Origin of the sequence: Enterobacter sp. R-1.6.2, from assembly GCF_035064085.1 — a bacterium.
GTDB lineage: Bacteria > Pseudomonadota > Gammaproteobacteria > Enterobacterales > Enterobacteriaceae > Enterobacter > Enterobacter asburiae_B.
The window spans coordinates 162,211-179,573 of the sequence record NZ_JASEYI010000006.1 but is presented as its reverse complement, the minus strand read 5'-3'; the positions used below and the strand labels follow the sequence as shown (position 1 = coordinate 179,573).

General features: G+C 56.5%; 17 protein-coding genes. 10 read left to right on the top strand and 7 right to left on the bottom strand.

The annotated features are described in order from the left end of the window. Positions 1–153: 153 nt before the first annotated feature. The gene (gene mrcB / locus QMN93_RS09140; RefSeq protein WP_069303675.1) at positions 154–2,679 is read right to left on the bottom strand and encodes a bifunctional glycosyl transferase/transpeptidase; all 2,526 of its coding nucleotides are present in this window, start codon (positions 2,677–2,679) and stop codon (positions 154–156) included. Between the two features lie 188 nt (positions 2,680–2,867). Beyond that, complete coding sequence (gene hrpB, locus QMN93_RS09135) at positions 2,868–5,297, bottom strand: ATP-dependent helicase HrpB (protein WP_193138852.1); 2,430 nt, start codon at positions 5,295–5,297, stop codon at positions 2,868–2,870. 73 nt (positions 5,298–5,370) lie between these two features. Here hrpB and thpR point away from each other — a divergent pair, with 73 nt between their 5' ends. From thpR to panD, 9 genes are all read left to right on the top strand, one after another. Further along, a complete protein-coding gene (gene thpR / locus QMN93_RS09130; RefSeq protein ID WP_069303673.1) occupies positions 5,371–5,925 on the top strand; it encodes an RNA 2',3'-cyclic phosphodiesterase in 555 nt (184 codons plus the stop codon). Continuing rightward, the gene (gene sfsA, locus QMN93_RS09125) at positions 5,915–6,619 is read left to right on the top strand and encodes a DNA/RNA nuclease SfsA (protein ID WP_033144658.1); all 705 of its coding nucleotides are present in this window, start codon (positions 5,915–5,917) and stop codon (positions 6,617–6,619) included. Before thpR ends, sfsA begins: the two co-directional genes overlap by 11 nt. Before the next feature lie 176 nt (positions 6,620–6,795). Further along, positions 6,796–7,251 carry an RNA polymerase-binding protein DksA gene (dksA, locus tag QMN93_RS09120; protein ID WP_001155232.1) on the top strand — a complete coding sequence of 152 codons (456 nt, stop codon included), beginning with the start codon at positions 6,796–6,798 and terminating at the stop codon, positions 7,249–7,251. Positions 7,252–7,310: 59 nt separating this feature from the next. After that, positions 7,311–8,201 carry a tRNA glutamyl-Q(34) synthetase GluQRS gene (gene gluQRS, locus QMN93_RS09115; RefSeq protein WP_182383052.1) on the top strand — a complete coding sequence of 297 codons (891 nt, stop codon included), beginning with the start codon at positions 7,311–7,313 and terminating at the stop codon, positions 8,199–8,201. Positions 8,202–8,243: 42 nt separating this feature from the next. Further along, positions 8,244–9,641 (top strand): polynucleotide adenylyltransferase PcnB, encoded by a 1,398-nt coding sequence (gene pcnB / locus QMN93_RS09110; protein WP_072162357.1) that lies wholly within the window; start codon positions 8,244–8,246, stop codon positions 9,639–9,641. Next, on the top strand, positions 9,638–10,117 hold the full coding sequence (folK, locus tag QMN93_RS09105) for a 2-amino-4-hydroxy-6-hydroxymethyldihydropteridine diphosphokinase (protein WP_069303672.1): 480 nt from the start codon (positions 9,638–9,640) through the stop codon (positions 10,115–10,117). The genes pcnB and folK overlap by 4 nt, the downstream gene beginning before the upstream one ends. Before the next feature lie 123 nt (positions 10,118–10,240). Then, entirely contained in the window at positions 10,241–11,032 is a 792-nt protein-coding gene (gene panB, locus QMN93_RS09100; protein ID WP_014882600.1) for a 3-methyl-2-oxobutanoate hydroxymethyltransferase, read from the top strand. A gap of 11 nt (positions 11,033–11,043) precedes the next feature. Next, positions 11,044–11,895 (top strand): pantoate--beta-alanine ligase, encoded by an 852-nt coding sequence (gene panC / locus QMN93_RS09095; RefSeq protein ID WP_023310431.1) that lies wholly within the window; start codon positions 11,044–11,046, stop codon positions 11,893–11,895. 33 nt (positions 11,896–11,928) lie between these two features. Continuing rightward, positions 11,929–12,309 (top strand): aspartate 1-decarboxylase, encoded by a 381-nt coding sequence (panD, locus tag QMN93_RS09090; protein WP_006810068.1) that lies wholly within the window; start codon positions 11,929–11,931, stop codon positions 12,307–12,309. 3 nt (positions 12,310–12,312) lie between these two features. On the opposite strand, the gene QMN93_RS09085 is transcribed toward panD, so the two are convergent. The 4 genes from QMN93_RS09085 to QMN93_RS09070 all read right to left on the bottom strand — a co-directional run bounded on the left by QMN93_RS09085 (position 12,313) and on the right by QMN93_RS09070 (position 15,861). Further along, entirely contained in the window at positions 12,313–13,560 is a 1,248-nt protein-coding gene (locus QMN93_RS09085; RefSeq protein ID WP_063439745.1) for a polysaccharide deacetylase family protein, read from the bottom strand. 62 nt (positions 13,561–13,622) lie between these two features. Continuing rightward, positions 13,623–14,063 carry a PTS sugar transporter subunit IIA gene (locus tag QMN93_RS09080; protein ID WP_033144654.1) on the bottom strand — a complete coding sequence of 147 codons (441 nt, stop codon included), beginning with the start codon at positions 14,061–14,063 and terminating at the stop codon, positions 13,623–13,625. Between the two features lie 104 nt (positions 14,064–14,167). Next, positions 14,168–14,938 (bottom strand): ABC transporter permease, encoded by a 771-nt coding sequence (locus QMN93_RS09075; RefSeq protein WP_023310428.1) that lies wholly within the window; start codon positions 14,936–14,938, stop codon positions 14,168–14,170. Next, positions 14,935–15,861, bottom strand: a complete 927-nt coding sequence (locus QMN93_RS09070; protein ID WP_193138851.1) for an ABC transporter ATP-binding protein — start codon at positions 15,859–15,861, stop codon at positions 14,935–14,937. The genes QMN93_RS09075 and QMN93_RS09070 overlap by 4 nt, the downstream gene beginning before the upstream one ends. Positions 15,862–15,968: 107 nt before the next feature. Between QMN93_RS09070 and can the strand changes: the two genes are divergently transcribed. Then, the gene (can, locus tag QMN93_RS09065) at positions 15,969–16,631 is read left to right on the top strand and encodes a carbonate dehydratase (RefSeq protein ID WP_008501947.1); all 663 of its coding nucleotides are present in this window, start codon (positions 15,969–15,971) and stop codon (positions 16,629–16,631) included. Positions 16,632–16,692: 61 nt separating this feature from the next. Here the strand turns inward: can and hpt are convergent, their stop codons facing one another. After that, entirely contained in the window at positions 16,693–17,229 is a 537-nt protein-coding gene (gene hpt, locus QMN93_RS09060; RefSeq protein WP_008501948.1) for a hypoxanthine phosphoribosyltransferase, read from the bottom strand. Positions 17,230–17,363 lie beyond the last annotated feature (134 nt).

The following is a 17,363-nucleotide window of genomic DNA, read 5'->3' as shown; positions in this document are numbered from 1 at the left end:
TTGCATAGCAAGCAGTAAGCGGCCCTATGAGAATTAAGGGTTTAAGAAATCATCAAGAGAAAACGAGGGGTTAATCAGAGTTAAAGCGAGGGTTAACGAAATGAGGTTTACGGGTAAAAAAAGCCCCCTTCCAGGGAAGAGGGCTTTAAAAGCTTAGTTACCGCCGAACATGTCTTTAATCCAGCCCGCGACACCGTCGCTGTCTTTCTTCTCATTTTGCTGCTGCGGCTGTTGCTGCTGCGGCTGCTGTGGCTGAGAAGACTGGTCGAACGGGTTACCCGTTGGCTGTTCTGGCTGGCTTTGCTGGCACAGCGAGTCCGGGTTTGCGGTCCAGACAGGCAGCGTACGCATCCCGCCGCCGCAGACGAAGTTACCGGAGCTGTCCACGCCCATATCGACGATATCTTCCGGCGCAACCAGATTCAGCGGCACAGGAGACTGATTTGCCAGATAGCGCTGGTAAATCGACATCGCCCCGCTCGCCCCGTACAGTTTGGTCGGCTGGTTGTTGTCGCGGCCTACCCAGGTGATCACCACTTCACGGCCATCAATACCGGCGAACCAGGTATCGACGTTGTTGTTGGTGGTCCCGGTTTTACCCGCCAGATGCAGACCCGGATACTTCGCGCCCAGCTGACGGCCGGTACCGCGCTGCACGACCTGCTGCATCGTCCACAGCGTCATATAGGCGGCCTGAGCAGGAACGGCACGCTCCGCCTGCGGGAAGCTCTGATACAGCACGGAACCATCTTCGGCAATCACTGAGCGCAGGGCAGACAGCGGCGCGCGGTTGCCCCCGCTGGCAATGGTCTGGAACGCCTGCGCCACTTCGATCGGCGTCAGGTTAAGCGCGCCGAGGATCATCGCCGGCACCGGGTGCAGCTGATCTTTCGCCACGCCCAGTTTTTGCCAGGTATCGACAATCGCCGGCAGTCCCAGCGACATGCCCAGGTTCACCGTTGGCACGTTCATGGAACGGGTCAACGCATCCACCAGCATGACCTGGCCGCTGAACTGTTTATCATCGTTCTGCGGTGACCAGACCTGGCCGTTAGGCTGGCGCAGGGAGATCGGCGCATCCGCAATCCAGGTATTCAGGCGATACTGATTTGGCTGGCTCAGGGCTGTGAGGTAGGTTGCCGGTTTTGCCAGAGAGCCGATTGAGCGACGCGCCTGCATCGCACGGTTGTAGCCTGCAAACTGCGGCTCGGCCCCGCCCACCATCGCGCGCACTTCGCCGGTGTTACGGTCAACCACCACCATCGCGGTTTCAAGATCGGAGAGCTTACGCTGTTTCTTCAGCGCCGGAATGCCTTCCACAGCCGCCTTTTCGGCCGCATCCTGCGCCACGGAGTCAAAGGTGGTGAAGATCTTCACGCCGGAGAGATCTTTGACCTTATCGCCGAGCTTGCTTTGCAGCTCCTGACGCACCAGCTGCATAAACGCAGGCTGAGGCGAAATCACGCCGCCGCGCGGCTGAACGCCGAGCGGACGCGCGCTCAGCATGTCGTACAGCTCCTGGTCAATCACCTGCTGCTGTTGCAGCAGACGCAGAACGAGGTTACGACGCTCCAGCGCCAGTTTCGGGTTACGCCACGGGTTATAAATGGACGCCCCTTTCACCATGCCCACCAGCAGCGCCTGCTGGTCCAGGCTCAGCTCTTCTACCGGGCGACCAAAGTAGTACAGACTCGCCAGCGGGAAGCCGCGAATTTCGTTATCGCCGCTCTGACCGAGGTACACCTCGTTCATGTACAGCTCAAGGATACGATCCTTGCTGTAGCGCGCATCCATCAGCACGGCCATGTAGGCTTCGTTCGCTTTACGCCAGTAAGAGCGTTCGCTGGAGAGGAACAGGTTTTTCACCAGCTGCTGGGTCAGCGTACTCGCTCCCTGCACGGTGCGACCGGCAGTCAGGTTAGCCAGTACCGCACGGCCAATCGAGTAGAGGCTGATGCCATCGTGCTCGTAGAAGTGACGGTCTTCGGTTGCCAGCAGGGTATCAACCAGAAGATCCGGGAAGCCGTTACGCGCCACGAACAGGCGCTGCTCGCCGTTTGCTGACGAAAGCATGGTGATCAGACGCGGATCGAGACGGAAGAAACCGAACTGACGGTTGTTATCCATGTTCTCGATGGTGTCCAGACGATCGCCGTCAAAGGTCAGACGCGCGCGCACCTGCCCCTCTTTGCTGTCCGGGAAATCAAACGGACGACGGATCATCTCAATGCTGTTGGACTGCACGGTAAATTCGCCAGGCCGCGTCATTTTTGACACCTGACGATACTGGGTGGCTTCCAGCAGTTTAACCATCTCGTTTTTGGTGATGGACATATCTGGCTCAAGGTTCACCATACGGCCATACACTGCCGCAGGGAGCTGCCAGACTTTACCGTCGATACGGCTGCGGATCTTCTGATCCAGATACACGCCGTAAATTGCCATCAGGACAACAAAAACAATAAACAGCTTCAGCAGCAGCCAGAACCAGCCGCGCTTGCCCCGAGGCTTACGCCCTTTGCCTTTTCCATTACGCGGCATCGGTTCTTCATCCTCATAATCGTCTTCATAGTCATCGTCATAGTCCTCATCTCTGAGGCGACGACGGCTTACCTTTTCTTTCGCCGGACGCGCTGGTTTTCCCTTACGTCCTATTGGCTCGCGGTCATTCCCCGCCATGCTTTTTCTCCGCAACTTTCAGGCGCAAAGGCCAGATTTTCTTTTCTTTCACAGGCCTGTGAAAGAAGAAATCTCTCAAAATAAACAGCAAGACTTTCCTGTCAGGAAAGTCTTTAGTGTTTTCTCCCTCTCCCCGTGGGAGAGGGCCGGGGTGAGGGCATCAGGCCGCACTCCCTCTTTCACCTAACCTACGAATATTTCTTCGTTCGCCGCGTCGGCGCCGTATTCGCCGGATCGTCCGGCCAGACATGTTTGGGATATCGCCCCTTCATCTCTTTCTGCACTTCACGGTAGCTTCCCGCCCAGAACGCTCCCAAATCTCGGGTGATTTGTAATGGACGATGCGCAGGCGACAGCAGTTCAAGCACTAACGGCACACGCCCTTCCGCAATGGACGGCGTGGTGGCTTCACCAAACATCTCCTGCATCCGAACCGCCAGCGCCGGCGGATTATCCTCATGATAACGGATGGCAATCCGGCTTCCGGTCGGCACAGTGTAATGCCCTGGCAGTTCACTATCCAGACGTTGACGTAATGACCAGTCCAGTAAATTCTGTAACGCGGTCTTAACATCAAGCGCCTTAAGGGCTCGCAGAGAGTGTACGCCGCTCATTTGCGGCAGTAGCCAGCGCTCAAGCGTAGCGAGCAGCGTCTCGTCATCCACCGCAGGCCAACCGTATTCCGGTAGCCACTTCGCGGCGCAGTGCAGACGAATGCGGTACTGCTCCGCTTCCGGCGTCCAGTTCAGGGCGCTCAGCCCTTTTTCCCGAATACCGTTCAGCACCGCCTGATGAAACTCGTCTTCCGACGGCTTCGCCAGCGGCTTCGTCCCAAGCGTCAACTTGCCAATCTGGCTGCGACGAAAGGCCTTCAGCGTGCCCTGGGCGTCATCCCATTCCACGGTATCAGATTGCTGAAGCAGCTGCGGACAGGCATGCGTCAGAGCGTCAATCTCTACGGCTATCGCCTGCAGGATACGCGCATCCGGAGAATGGCTGCCCTGCAGCAAAAGCGGGGCGATCAGCCATTCATGACGCGTCAGCGCATCATCGCTGTCCAGCATCGCCCCCATGCCGTTTGCCAGCTGGTAGCGACCGTCCAGCCCGCGCCGACGCGCAATCCTGTCAGGGAAAGCCTGGGCCAGCAGGAAGGCAATCTTATCGCTGTCAGGCGCACCTCCCCGGCTATTCAGGCGTTTGCCCAGCTGCTGCGCCCGCTGCTGCCAGTTCCCCTGGCTGCGCGAAAACGCCTGCCCCAGATCGCTGCTGCCACCGCGAGGCGGCTCCTCAAGAATAGCCGCCAGTTTTGCCGCCGTGGCAATTTCATCTTCCCCTTGCGCGGCCACCAGCATCGCGGCCAGACGCGGATCGTTGCCCAGCGCCGCCATTTTCTGGCCGCGCGCCGTCAGACGCTCGCCTTCCAGCGCGCCAAGCTGCGTCAGCAACGTGCGCGCAGCGGTGAGGTTTACGACAGGAGGAGGATTAAGCCAGGTGAGCTGCTCAGGGTTCGGACAGCCCCACTGGAGCAGGTCCATCACCAGACCAGACAAATCGCTTTGTAAAATTTCCGGCGTGCTTTGCTGTGCAGCGCGTTCAGCCTGCTCCGCGCTGGTCAAATGCAGGCAGATGCCCGGCTCAAGACGCCCCGCACGGCCCGCGCGCTGCACCATCGACGCCTGGCTGATGCGCTGCGTCAGGAGTTTAGTCAGCCCGGTACGCGGGTCAAAGCTTGCCACTCTCTCCTGCGCGCTATCCACCACCAGGCGAATCCCTTCAATGGTCAAACTGGTTTCAGCAATGTTGGTTGCCAGCACCACCTTGCGCTGCCCCGCCGGCGCGGGAAGGATCGCTTTACGCTGATCCTGTAGCGACAACGCGCCGTAGAGCGGGCAAAGCAGCACGTCGGCGCCTACGCGGGTAGAAAGCTGCTCCTGCACGCGCTGAATTTCGCCCACGCCGGGTAAAAACAGCAGCAGGGAACCGGCTTCCTGGCGCAGCAGCTCAGCGGTGGCAATGGCGACGGCCTCGTCAAAACGCTGGTGGGAGGGAAGCGGCTGATAGCGGCGTTCAACCGGAAACGCCCGCCCTTCCGAGCTGATGACCGGCGCATCGGGTAATGCCTGTCGTAGCCGCTCGTTATCCAGCGTGGCCGACATAATAAGCAGCCGGAGATCGTCGCGTAGCCCCTGCTGCACGTCCAGCAACAGCGCGAGGGCCAGATCCGCCTGCAGGCTGCGCTCGTGGAATTCATCGAGGATCACCAGCCCGACGCCGTTCAGCTCCGGATCGTTTTGCAGCATGCGGGTGAGAATACCCTCGGTGACAACTTCAAGACGCGTGGTCGGGCCAACGCTGGTCTCGGCACGCATCCTGTAACCTACCGTTTCGCCCGGTTTTTCATTCAGCAGCTCCGCCAGACGCTGCGCCACGTTGCGCGCGGCCAGCCTGCGCGGCTCCAGCAGGATAATTTTCTCGCGGATATTTCCGTCTTTCAGAATCTGCAGCGGCAGCCAGGTGGATTTGCCCGCGCCCGTAGGGGCATTCAGCAAAACCTGCGGGGCATGGAGTAAGGCAGCGAGAAGCTCAGGAAGAATGACGGCGACCGGCAATGAGGACACTAACAGCTCCAGAGGGTTAACATTAGTCGGCGTACATTGTAGCATCGGCGCATATCATTACCGAGTCCTCCGTATGCCTGAGTCGAAACGGCTGTTTTTTGCCATTGAATTGCCCACCACCATACAGCGTCAAATTGTTCGCTGGCGCGCCGATTGCTTTTCGCCGGAAGCGGGCCGCCCTGTCGCGGCGGCCAACCTGCACATGACGCTGGCCTTTTTGGGCGACGTTAGTGCCGAAAAACAGCGGGCGTTAGCCGCAATGGCCGGGCGTATTGCCCAGCCGGAATTTACGCTGCATCTCGACGACGCGGGTCAGTGGCCGCGTTCGCGCGTGGTCTGGCTGGGAACGCGCCAGCCGCCGCGCGGATTATTGCAGCTGGCGAATATGCTGCGCGCCCAGGCGGCGCGCAGCGGCTGTTATCAGAGCCCACAGCCGTTTCATCCACATATCACGCTGCTGCGCGATGCCGGTCAGGCCGTTGCCATCCCGCCGCCGGGTTTTCACTGGGCCTTTCCGGTCAACGCATTCGCGCTTTACGAATCCGTCTTTGCACAGGGACGCACCCGCTATACGCCGCTACAGCGCTGGACGCTGGGCAATACTGAAAGGAATTCTGATGAAGTTTAGTCCTCCCCTGCAGCACGCTACGCTTATCCAGCGATACAAACGCTTCCTCGCCGACGTGATCACCCCCGAAGGGGTTCAGCTCACCCTGCACTGCCCCAATACCGGCGCCATGACGGGGTGTGCGACGCCGGGTGACAGGGTCTGGTATTCCACTTCAGAAAATAGTAAACGCAAATATGCCCATACCTGGGAAGTGACCGAAACCCAAAACGGGGCATTTATTTGCGTTAATACCCAGCGCGCAAATCAGCTGGTTAAGGAAGCGCTGACCCTTGGCGCCATTCCCGAACTGGTGGGATATGGCACGCATAAAAGTGAAGTGAAATATGGCGATGAAGGCAGCAGAATTGACTTCATGTTACAGGCGGAAGACAGGCCCGAGTGCTATATTGAAGTAAAATCAGTGACGTTAGCGGAACAGGAAAATGGCTACTTCCCGGATGCGGTAACGCTGCGTGGCCAGAAGCATCTGCGAGAGCTAATGAGTGTTGCGGCGGCGGGCAAACGCGCCGTATTGCTGTTTGCGGTGTTGCATTCAGCCATTGAACGTTTCTCCCCTGCCCGCCATATTGATCCTAAATACGCGCAATTGTTGCATGAGGCACAAAAGCAGGGGGTAGAGGTTTTCGCTTATAAAGCGGAACTTTCTGCCGATAATATGACTCTGAGATCCTCTCTTCCCATTGTCTTGTAAGGGATTAGACGATTGTCGAATAAGTGTTCTGGCCGCGTGCGCAAATACGCTTTTCCTCACAGGCTTGTCAAGTGTTACGTTTAGATAATTGCCTTACGGAAAAGCATCTGCTATTTATAGCGACCTGATTTTTCCCCCAACACGGGGATCGATAGTGCGTGTTAAGGAGAAGCAACATGCAAGAAGGGCAAAACCGTAAAACATCGTCCCTGAGTATTCTCGCCATCGCTGGGGTGGAGCCGTATCAAGAGAAGCCGGGCGAAGAGTATATGAACGAAGCCCAGCTGTCGCACTTCAAGCGTATTCTTGAAGCATGGCGTAATCAACTCAGGGATGAAGTCGATCGCACCGTTACTCATATGCAGGATGAAGCTGCCAACTTCCCGGATCCGGTAGACCGTGCCGCTCAGGAAGAAGAGTTCAGCCTCGAACTGCGTAACCGTGACCGCGAACGCAAACTGATCAAAAAGATCGAGAAAACGCTGAAAAAAGTCGAAGACGAAGATTTTGGCTACTGCGAATCCTGCGGTGTTGAAATCGGTATTCGTCGCCTGGAAGCGCGTCCAACCGCCGATCTGTGCATCGACTGTAAAACGCTGGCCGAAATCCGCGAAAAACAGATGGCCGGTTAATACCAGCGCTGTTTACACACTCCAAAGGCGGGAGTCTCTCCCGCCTTGTTACTGTTAATATGTCTGAATCACACTATATTGGGCGCTTCGCGCCATCTCCTTCCGGTGAATTACACTTCGGCTCATTGATTGCCGCGCTCGGCAGCTACCTGCAGGCTCGCGCCCGCCTGGGAAAATGGCTCGTACGCATTGAAGATATTGACCCCCCGCGTGAAGTTCCCGGTGCTGCAGACACTATTCTGCGTCAGCTGGAACATTACGGTCTTCACTGGGATGACGAGGTGCTCTGGCAGTCAAAACGTCACGATGCCTATCGGGAACGTCTGGCCTGGCTTCGCGATCGGGGGCTTGCCTATAACTGCACCTGCACCCGCGCGCGTATCCAGAGCGTGGGTGGCGTCTATGACGGCCACTGCCGCACGCTTAATCTTCCCCCGGAAAATGCCGCCGTACGTATAAAGCAGCGCTCCCCGGTGACGCACTTTAACGATCTCCTCTCCGGTGAGATTCATGCCGATGAACGTCTGGCGCGTGAGGATTTTATTATTCACCGCCGTGACGGCCTTTTCGCCTATAACCTGGCGGTGGTCGTCGACGATCGTTTTCAGGGCGTGACGGAAATTGTGCGCGGGGCGGATCTGGTCGAGCCGACCGTGCGACAAATATCGCTGTATCACCAGTTTGGCTGGACGGCCCCGGACTACATTCATCTGCCGCTGGCGGTCAATGCGCAGGGCTTTAAATTGTCAAAGCAGAACCACGCCCCGGCCCTGCCAGACGGCGATCCGCGTCCTGTTTTGATCGACGCGCTGCGATTTCTCAACCAGAATGTAACCAACGAATGGCAGGATCTGCGTATTGACGAACTGCTGAAAATGGCCGTTGCCAACTGGACGCTCGCGGCAGTGCCAAAAATCCAGCATTCTCAAATGCGTTGCGCTGAGCTATGATTAGCCGCTTTTTTCATAACAAAACACACTACGAGGTGTACCATTTTTACCCGAGTCGCTAATTTTTGCCGTAAAGTGCTAAGCCGCGAAGAGAGCATGGCGAACGATGCTATTGCACAGCCACACATGTCGGTTATTCCGCGTGAGCAGCACACTATTTCCCGCAAAGATATCAGTGAAAATGCCCTCAAGGTGCTCTATCGTCTGAATAAAGCGGGCTACGAGGCCTATCTCGTGGGCGGTGGAGTACGTGATTTACTGCTGGGCAAAAAACCAAAAGATTTCGACGTGACGACCAGCGCCACGCCTGAACAGGTGCGCAAATTATTCCGCAACTGCCGTCTCGTTGGCCGCCGTTTCCGTCTGGCTCACGTGATGTTTGGGCCGGAAATTATCGAAGTGGCGACCTTCCGCGGCCACCACGAAGCGGGCGCATCCGATCGCACCACGTCACAGCGCGGCCAGAACGGCATGCTGCTGCGCGACAATATCTTCGGCTCTATCGAAGAAGATGCCCAGCGTCGCGACTTCACCATCAACAGCCTTTATTACAGCGTGGCGGATTTCACCGTGCGTGATTACGTCGGCGGCATGCAGGACCTGAAAGAAGGTCTGATCCGTCTGATTGGCACGCCGGAAACGCGCTATCGCGAAGATCCCGTGCGTATGCTGCGCGCCGTGCGTTTCGCCGCCAAGCTCAATATGCGCATCAGCCCGGAAACGGCAGAGCCGATTCCGCGCCTGGCGACGCTGATTAACGACGTGCCGCCTGCCCGCCTGTTTGAAGAGGCGCTGAAGCTGCTGCAGGCTGGCCACGGCTTTGAAACCTACAACCTGCTGCGCGAATACAACCTGTTCCAGCCCCTGTTTCCGACCATTACCCGCTACTTCACCGAAAGCGGTGACAGCCCAATGGAGCGGATGATTGCGCAGGTGCTGAAAAATACCGATACCCGTATTCGCAACGACATGCGCGTCAATCCGGCGTTCCTGTTTGCGGCGATGTTCTGGTATCCGCTGCTGGAAACGGCCCAGCGAATTACCCAGGAGAGCGGGCTTGCCTATTATGACGCCTTCGCGCTGGCCGCAAACGACGTGCTGGACGAAGGGTGCCGTACGCTCGCTATTCCAAAACGCATTACCACGCTGGTGCGCGATATCTGGCAGCTTCAGCTGCGCATGTCCCGTCGTCAGGGCAAACGCGCCTGGAAGCTGATGGAGCATCCAAAATTCCGCGCCGCCTTCGATCTGCTGTCGCTGCGTGCTGAAATTGAACGCAACCAGGAGCTGCAGCGCCTGGCGCAGTGGTGGGCCGAATTCCAGGTTTCCGCACCGCCGGAGCAAAAAGATATGCTCACCGGGCTGGATGAAGAGCCGGAACCGCGTCGCCGCCATCGTCGTCCGCGCAAACGCGCGCCGCGTCGTGAAGGGACAGCATGACCCTCGCGTATATCGCCATCGGCAGCAATTTAGCCTCTCCGCTGGAGCAGGTGAACGCTGCCGTACAGGCGCTGGGGGAGATCCCGCAAAGCAAGCTCGTGGCGGTCTCCTCTTTCTACCGCACGCCGCCGCTGGGCCCGCAGGATCAGCCTGATTATCTCAATGCCGCCGTGGTGCTGGAAACTGCCCTTGATGCCGAAACGCTGCTGGATAACACCCAGCGCATCGAACTGCAGCAGGGCCGCGTACGCAAAGCCGAGCGCTGGGGACCGCGCACGCTGGACCTCGACATTATGCTGTTTGGTCACGAAACCATTAACACTGAACGTCTCACCGTTCCGCATTACGACATGAAAAACCGCGGGTTTATGCTCTGGCCGCTGTTTGAAGTCGCACCCGATCTCATCTTCCCGGATGGCATCCCACTCCGGACCATTCTGGACAACCTCAACGCGGAAAGACCCGCCCGCTGGTGATCCGGTTCCCCTGCCGATTAGCCTCAAAATAATTGTGGCTAATCGGTTACCTAAAATCATTGTTCCCCCGAATGTTACTGTTAGAATGCGCAAAGATTCGCTTTTGGGCTATCAGGAAACAGTATGAAACCAACCACCATCTCCTTACTGCAGAAATGCAAACAGGAAAAAAAACGCTTCGCCACCATCACCGCGTATGACTACAGCTTCGCCAAACTCTTTGCCGAAGAGGGTATCAACGTCATGCTGGTCGGAGATTCGTTAGGGATGACGGTACAAGGACATGATTCCACCCTGCCGGTCACGGTTGAGGATATCGCTTACCACACCCGTGCGGTGCGCCGCGGGGCTCCAGCCTGCCTGCTGCTCTCCGATCTGCCGTTTATGGCCTATGCCACGCCGGAGCAGGCATTCGAAAACGCGGCAGCGGTCATGCGTGCTGGCGCTAACATGGTCAAAATTGAAGGCGGTGCCTGGCTGGTGGATACGGTGAAGATGCTCACCGAGCGCGCCGTGCCGGTGTGCGGCCATTTGGGCTTGACGCCGCAGTCCGTCAACATCTTTGGTGGATATAAAGTGCAGGGCCGCGGTGACGCCGCCCAGACGCTGTTTGATGATGCCCTGGCGCTGGAAGCCGCAGGCGCCCAGCTGCTGGTGCTGGAGTGCGTGCCGGTTGAGCTGGCGAAGCGTATTACTGAAGCCCTGTCGATTCCGGTGATTGGTATTGGCGCAGGCAACGTGACCGACGGTCAGATCCTGGTGATGCACGACGCCTTTGGCATCACCGGCGGGCATATTCCGAAGTTTGCCAAAAATTTCCTCACCGAAGCGGGCGACATGCGCGCTGCGGTCAGGCAGTATATTGCCGACGTTGAATCCGGTGTTTACCCGGGTGAAGAACACAGTTTCCATTAAGGAGTCTCGTTGTGCTAATCATTGAAACCCTGCCGCTGCTGCGCCAGCATATCCGTCGCGCGCGTCAGGAAGGTAAACGTATCGCACTGGTCCCGACCATGGGCAACCTGCATGACGGCCATATGAAGCTGGTTGACGAAGCAAGAGCCCGTGCAGATATCGTGGTGGTCAGTATCTTCGTTAACCCAATGCAGTTTGACCGCGCCGACGATCTGGCACGCTATCCGCGCACCCTGCAGGAAGATTGCGAGAAGCTCAAAAAACGCCATGCGGATATTGTCTTCTCTCCGGCACCGGCGGATGTCTATCCTCAGGGTACCGATGAGGCCACCTACGTTGACGTACCGGGCATTTCCACCATGCTGGAAGGCGCAAGCCGCCCGGGTCATTTCCGCGGCGTATCGACCATCGTCAGCAAGCTGTTCAACCTGGTGCAGCCGGACGTTGCCTGCTTCGGTGAGAAAGATTTCCAGCAGCTGGCGCTGATCCGCAAGATGGTTGCGGATATGGGCTACGATATCGAGATTGTCGGCGTACCGATTGTACGCGCGAAAGACGGTCTGGCGCTCAGCTCGCGAAATGGCTACCTGACCGCGGACCAGCGTAAAATCGCGCCGGGCTTAAGCAAGGTCATGAACACCATGGCAGAACAGCTGCTGGCGAAAGAGTTAACGGCCGAAGAGATTATTGCTCTGGCTGAACAGGCGCTGAACGATAAAGGCTTCCGCGCTGATGATATTCAAATTCGCGATGCCGACACGCTTCTGGAGCTTACACAGACCAGCAAACGTGCGGTCATTCTGGTGGCGGCATGGCTCGGTCAGGCCCGCCTAATCGACAACAAAGTGGTTGAACTGGCGTAGGTTTCTCTACCCGGAAGATGAAAGGTAAACGTAATGATTCGCAAAATGCTGCAAGGTAAGCTTCACCGTGTGAAAGTCACCCAGGCCGACCTGCACTATGAAGGCTCCTGCGCCATCGACCAGGATTTCCTTGATGCTGCGGGCATCCTTGAAAACGAAGCGATTGATATCTGGAACGTTAACAACGGCAAACGTTTCTCCACCTACGCCATCGCCGCCGAGCGCGGGTCTAAAATCATCTCCGTTAACGGCGCGGCAGCGCACTGCGCGGACGTGGGCGATATTGTGATTATCGCCAGCTTCGTGATGATGTCTGATGAAGAAGCGCGCCGCTGGCAGCCGAAAGTTGCATACTTTGAAGGCGACAACGACATGAAACGTACCGCGAAGGCGATTCCGGTTCAGGTTGCATAAGCACTATCCCTGCGGCTGATTGCTGATCAGCCGCGACATGGTCTCCAGCGAATCCGTTCTTAAGATGTACAGGCGTTTCAGTAAGAACGGATTATCCCCCGGCTTCACCTTCCCTTTCACCGTCGTCACCGCCAGATGGAAACCGGCATCATTCGCCGCCTTTATCGCTTTATTGTCGTAGCCGCCAAACGGATAGGAAAGATAGAGCACGCGTGGATTAAACTGCGCCAGCGCGCGACGCGAGCGTTCAAAATCAAACAAAATCACGTGATAGCTGCGGCTCAGTAAAATCGGGTGCTTATACCCATCCACGCGGTGCAGGAAGTGGGTGTGGGACTGAATATCGAACACATCCTGAATCCCCTTAATCTCCTGCACGCTCATAAACTGCAGCGATTTTGGATCCCACTTCTGCGGATGGCCTTTTATGCGGGAAGAGATAATAAACGCGGTTGCCTTGAAGCCGTACTCTTTCAGCACAGGATAGGCATAGCGGCTGACGGATTTCAGGCCATCGTCAAAGGTAATCACCACCGATTTTGCAGGCAGGTTCATTTTGTTACGCACGTACCCTTCAAGCTGATACATCGTCAGGGTGGTATAGCCCTGATCGCGTAGCCAGGCCATCTGGTTGTTGAACGCACGTACGCTTGTCGTTGTGGACGTATGTCGAAAGCGCGTGTTTTCTTCATCACGCAAAATATGATGGTAGGTCAGAACCGGAAGGCCGTTATCTTCCTGCGCGTCCAAGCTGCTGATCCACGCCAGACGATTGCCGATGCGGATTTGGAACCAGGTCTGATTCAGACGGTCTTTCAGTTTATTCAGTATGGGGTAGCGCAGATTGGCGCTTAACGTGCCGAAAGGCGCGCTGCCGCTCGACGGCGCGTTATACACCGGCGTGTCTTTCCAGGTAATGAGGTTCTGATTGCTCAGGGGCTTATTGAGATCCCCGAGGCTGTCCTCGACGCGCTGTTTCCCCTGAACCTGCTCCAGGTGGCCCTTGTCGATAAACCCCGTGCCAAAACCGAAGCGAAATTCGTAGTAGTCCGCCGCCGCGGGCACAACGGCCAGGATCTGCCCGGCGCGCACGTTACCGACGTTGATCACGCTGTTCCCCACCTGCGCCCAGATCGCCGCGTCTTCGGTGGTTTGCATGTACTGGGCAGGCAGCGTGTGCTGACTGAGTAAACTGGCTGAGCTGACGCCGGAAATGAGCATCAATAGCAAGAAAAGAATGCGCGGTAGCATGGTGTCTTAATCGGTGCGGAAAACTGCCGCTATTGTAACAAATGAGACATCAATACCCACGTTTAATTCTTATACAAATCGTGGAGCAGGACGAAGGGAGGATTTTTTTGCTGCTGATGCCACAAGCTGCTGACGCCCGGAACGCCCTGCGCCACGATGGCCTGGCGAAACTCTGCGCTGCTTAAGGATCCACGCTGCGGATACATTAACGCCAGCAGGGAGAAGTTAATACCCGAGATCACTTCACAGCACGCGTGCTTATGACTCAGCAACGCGGCTGCGCGGTAAGGCGCCGCGCCCGATTTATCGGTAAGAAAAATCACGCCATCCCCGGTGTCCGTTTCATGCAGGGCATCGCACATCATGCGGCTCAGCATATTGGTGCTCAACCCGCGCCAGTAGTTTACCGCCCGGCATTGCACCAGCGGGCCAAATCTGGCTTCAAGCTTATCCAGCATTTCCTGCGCCTGTTCATCGTGGCAGGTGATAACCCATCCCAGCATAACTCCCTCCTTAGCAGGCAAGTAGTTTAGCGGAGTGAAGGTTAGCTTACGGTGATAACTGTCAAAGAAAGTGCCCGGCAAACAGAGCGTCGCCGGGCAAAAGATTAGCTGCGCAGCCCGCGTCCGCGCTGGATCAGCGACCAGCAGAGCAGGTAGAAGGCGATGATGAACACCACCAGTACCGCCACCGTGGTAAACAGCGGCACATCGGTGATGCCGAGGAAGCCAAAGCGGAACCCGCTGATCATGTAGACAATCGGGTTCAGGTGCGACAGCGCCTGCCAGAACGGTGGCAGCAGCGTCAGGGAGTAGAACACCCCGCCGAGATAGGTCAGCGGCGTCAGCACGAAGGTCGGGATCAGGCTGATGTCGTCAAACGTTTTGGCGAACACGGCGTTCAGCAGACCGGCCAGCGAGAAGAGGATCGCCGTCAGAAGCAGCGTCAGCGCGACAAACAGCCACGAGTGGACCTGGAACGGCACGAAGAACAGCGAAATCGCCGTGACCAGGATCCCCACGCACAGCCCGCGCGCCACGCCGCCGCCGACATAGCCCGCGATAATAACGTGCGTCGGCACCGGCGCGACCAGCAGCTCTTCAATATTGCGCTGGAACTTGGCGCTGAAAAACGACGACGCCACGTTGGCGTAGGCATTGGTGATCACCGCCATCATGATCAGGCCCGGCACGATAAACTGCATATAGGTAAAGCCGTGCATCTCACCAATCCGGGAGCCAATCAGGTTACCGAAGATGATGAAATAGAGCGTCATCGTGATAACCGGCGGCACCAGGGTTTGCACCCAGATACGCATAAAGCGGTTGATCTCTTTCGCCCAGATACTTTTCAGCGCGACCCAGTAAAGATGCGTCATGCCTTGTCTCCTTGTTTGTCATGTACCAGAGAGACAAACAGCTCTTCCAGTCGGTTCGCTTTGTTACGCATACTTAAAACCTGAATCCCCTGCGCGCTCAGCTGTGAGAACACGCTGTTAATCCCCTGCTCGCGCAGCACTTCCACTTCCAGCGTCGAGGTATCCACCAGACGATAGTTGTAACCTTCAAGTTTTGGCAGCGCGCTTTTCGCCGCCAGATCGAGAATGAAGGTTTCGGATTTCAGCTTGGAGAGCAGATTCTTCATCGAGGTGTTCTCCACCAGCTCGCCGTTCTGAATGATGCCGATATTGCGGCACAGCATTTCAGCCTCTTCCAGATAGTGGGTGGTCAGAATAATGGTGGTGCCTTTGTCGTTGAGATCTTTCAGGAAGCCCCACATGGAACGACGAAGTTCGATATCAACACCCGCTGTCGGTTCATCGAGGATCAGCAGCTTTGGCTCGTGCATCAGCGCACGGGCGATCATCAGGCGGCGCTTCATCCCGCCGGACAACATGCGCGCGCGTTCGTTACGCTTTTCCCACAGATCGAGCTGCTTAAGGTATTTTTCGCTACGCTCGAGGGCCTCTTTACGCTCAACGCCGTAATAGCCCGCCTGGTTAACGACAATTTGCTGCACCGTCTCGAACGGGTTGAAGTTGAACTCCTGCGGAACCAGCCCCAGCTGGCGCTTGGCGTTCACCACGTCTTTTTGCAGGTCGTACCCAAAGACGCTCACCCGGCCGGACGTTTTATTGACCAGCGAGCTGATAATCCCAATGGTGGTCGATTTCCCGGCCCCGTTCGGCCCCAGAAGCGCGTAAAAATCGCCGGCCTCTACTTTCAGATCTATTCCGCGTAGCGCCTGAACGCCACCCGAATAGGTTTTTTTAAGCTGCTCAAGCTCCAGTGCAATTGCCATGAAATTAACTTACCTTCAGTTCTTACACACGTTGTGTGGTTTCATTAAAAGTCGGGTTACCCTATAGTAGCGCAACGCAATAACTCGGTTACAGGTCGCTAACCTCCATGAACAACATAGATACACTCATCAGCAACAATGCACTATGGTCAAAAATGCTGGTGGAGGAAGACCCCGGATTTTTTGGAAAACTCGCGCAGGCTCAGAACCCACGCTTTCTCTGGATTGGATGTTCCGACAGCCGCGTACCGGCGGAGCGCCTGACCGGCCTTGAACCCGGCGAACTGTTTGTTCACCGCAATGTCGCCAATCTCGTGATTCACACCGATCTCAACTGTCTTTCTGTTGTTCAGTATGCCGTGGACGTTCTGCAAGTCGAGCACATCATCATTTGCGGCCATTATGGCTGCGGCGGCGTGCAGGCGGCGGTTGAAAACACGGAACTGGGGCTCATTGATAACTGGCTACTGCACATCCGCGATATCTGGTTCAAACATAGCTCACTGCTGGGCGAAATGCCGCAGGAGCGTCGTATGGATACCCTTTGCGAACTCAACGTGATGGAGCAGGTGTATAACCTGGGCCACTCAACGATCATGCAATCAGCGTGGAAACGCGGGCAGAAGGTCTCTATCCACGGCTGGGCGTACGGGATTCACGATGGCCTGCTGCGCAATCTGGAAGTGACCGCCACCAACCGCGAAACGCTGGAGCAGCGTTACCGTTCGGGGATTGCCAACCTTCAGCTTAAGCATGTAAATCATAAATAAAGCCGGGGATTTTCTCCCTCTCCCTGTGGGAGAGGGCCGGGGTGAGGGCATCAGCCCTCGATTACTCGTCCAGCAGTACCACTTTCCCCACATACGGCAGATGACGATAGCGCTGCGCGTAGTCAATGCCGTAACCGACGACGAATTCGTCAGGAATCGAGAAGCCCACGAACTCTACCGGCACCTGCACTTCACGACGGTCAGGTTTATCCAGCAGCGTACAAATCGCCAGAGATTTTGGCTCGCGCAGGCTCAGGATCTCGCGCACTTTTGACAGCGTGTTGCCGGAGTCGATAATGTCCTCAACGATCAACACATCTTTGCCACGAATATCTTCATCCAGATCTTTCAGGATTTTCACATCACGGGTAGTGGACATGCCGCTGCCGTAGCTGGAGGCGGTCATAAAATCGACCTCATGGGGCACATGCACCTCACGGCACAGGTCTGCCATGAACATGAAAGAACCGCGCAACAGACCGACCAGCACCATTTCGCTGCCGCTGTCCTTGTAATGTTCGGTGATTTGACGACCCAGTTCGGCGATACGCGCTTTGATCTCGGCTTCCGGGATCATCACTTCAACAGTATGTTTCATATTACTAACCAAATGATTTTAGTGAAAATCTCTCAATACGGATGAGTTAATATCCAGCACTGATACGCAAGCCAGCCATTATATCAGCAAATGGATAAGCCTGGCGTATGAGTTATAAAAAGCAAATATTGTGA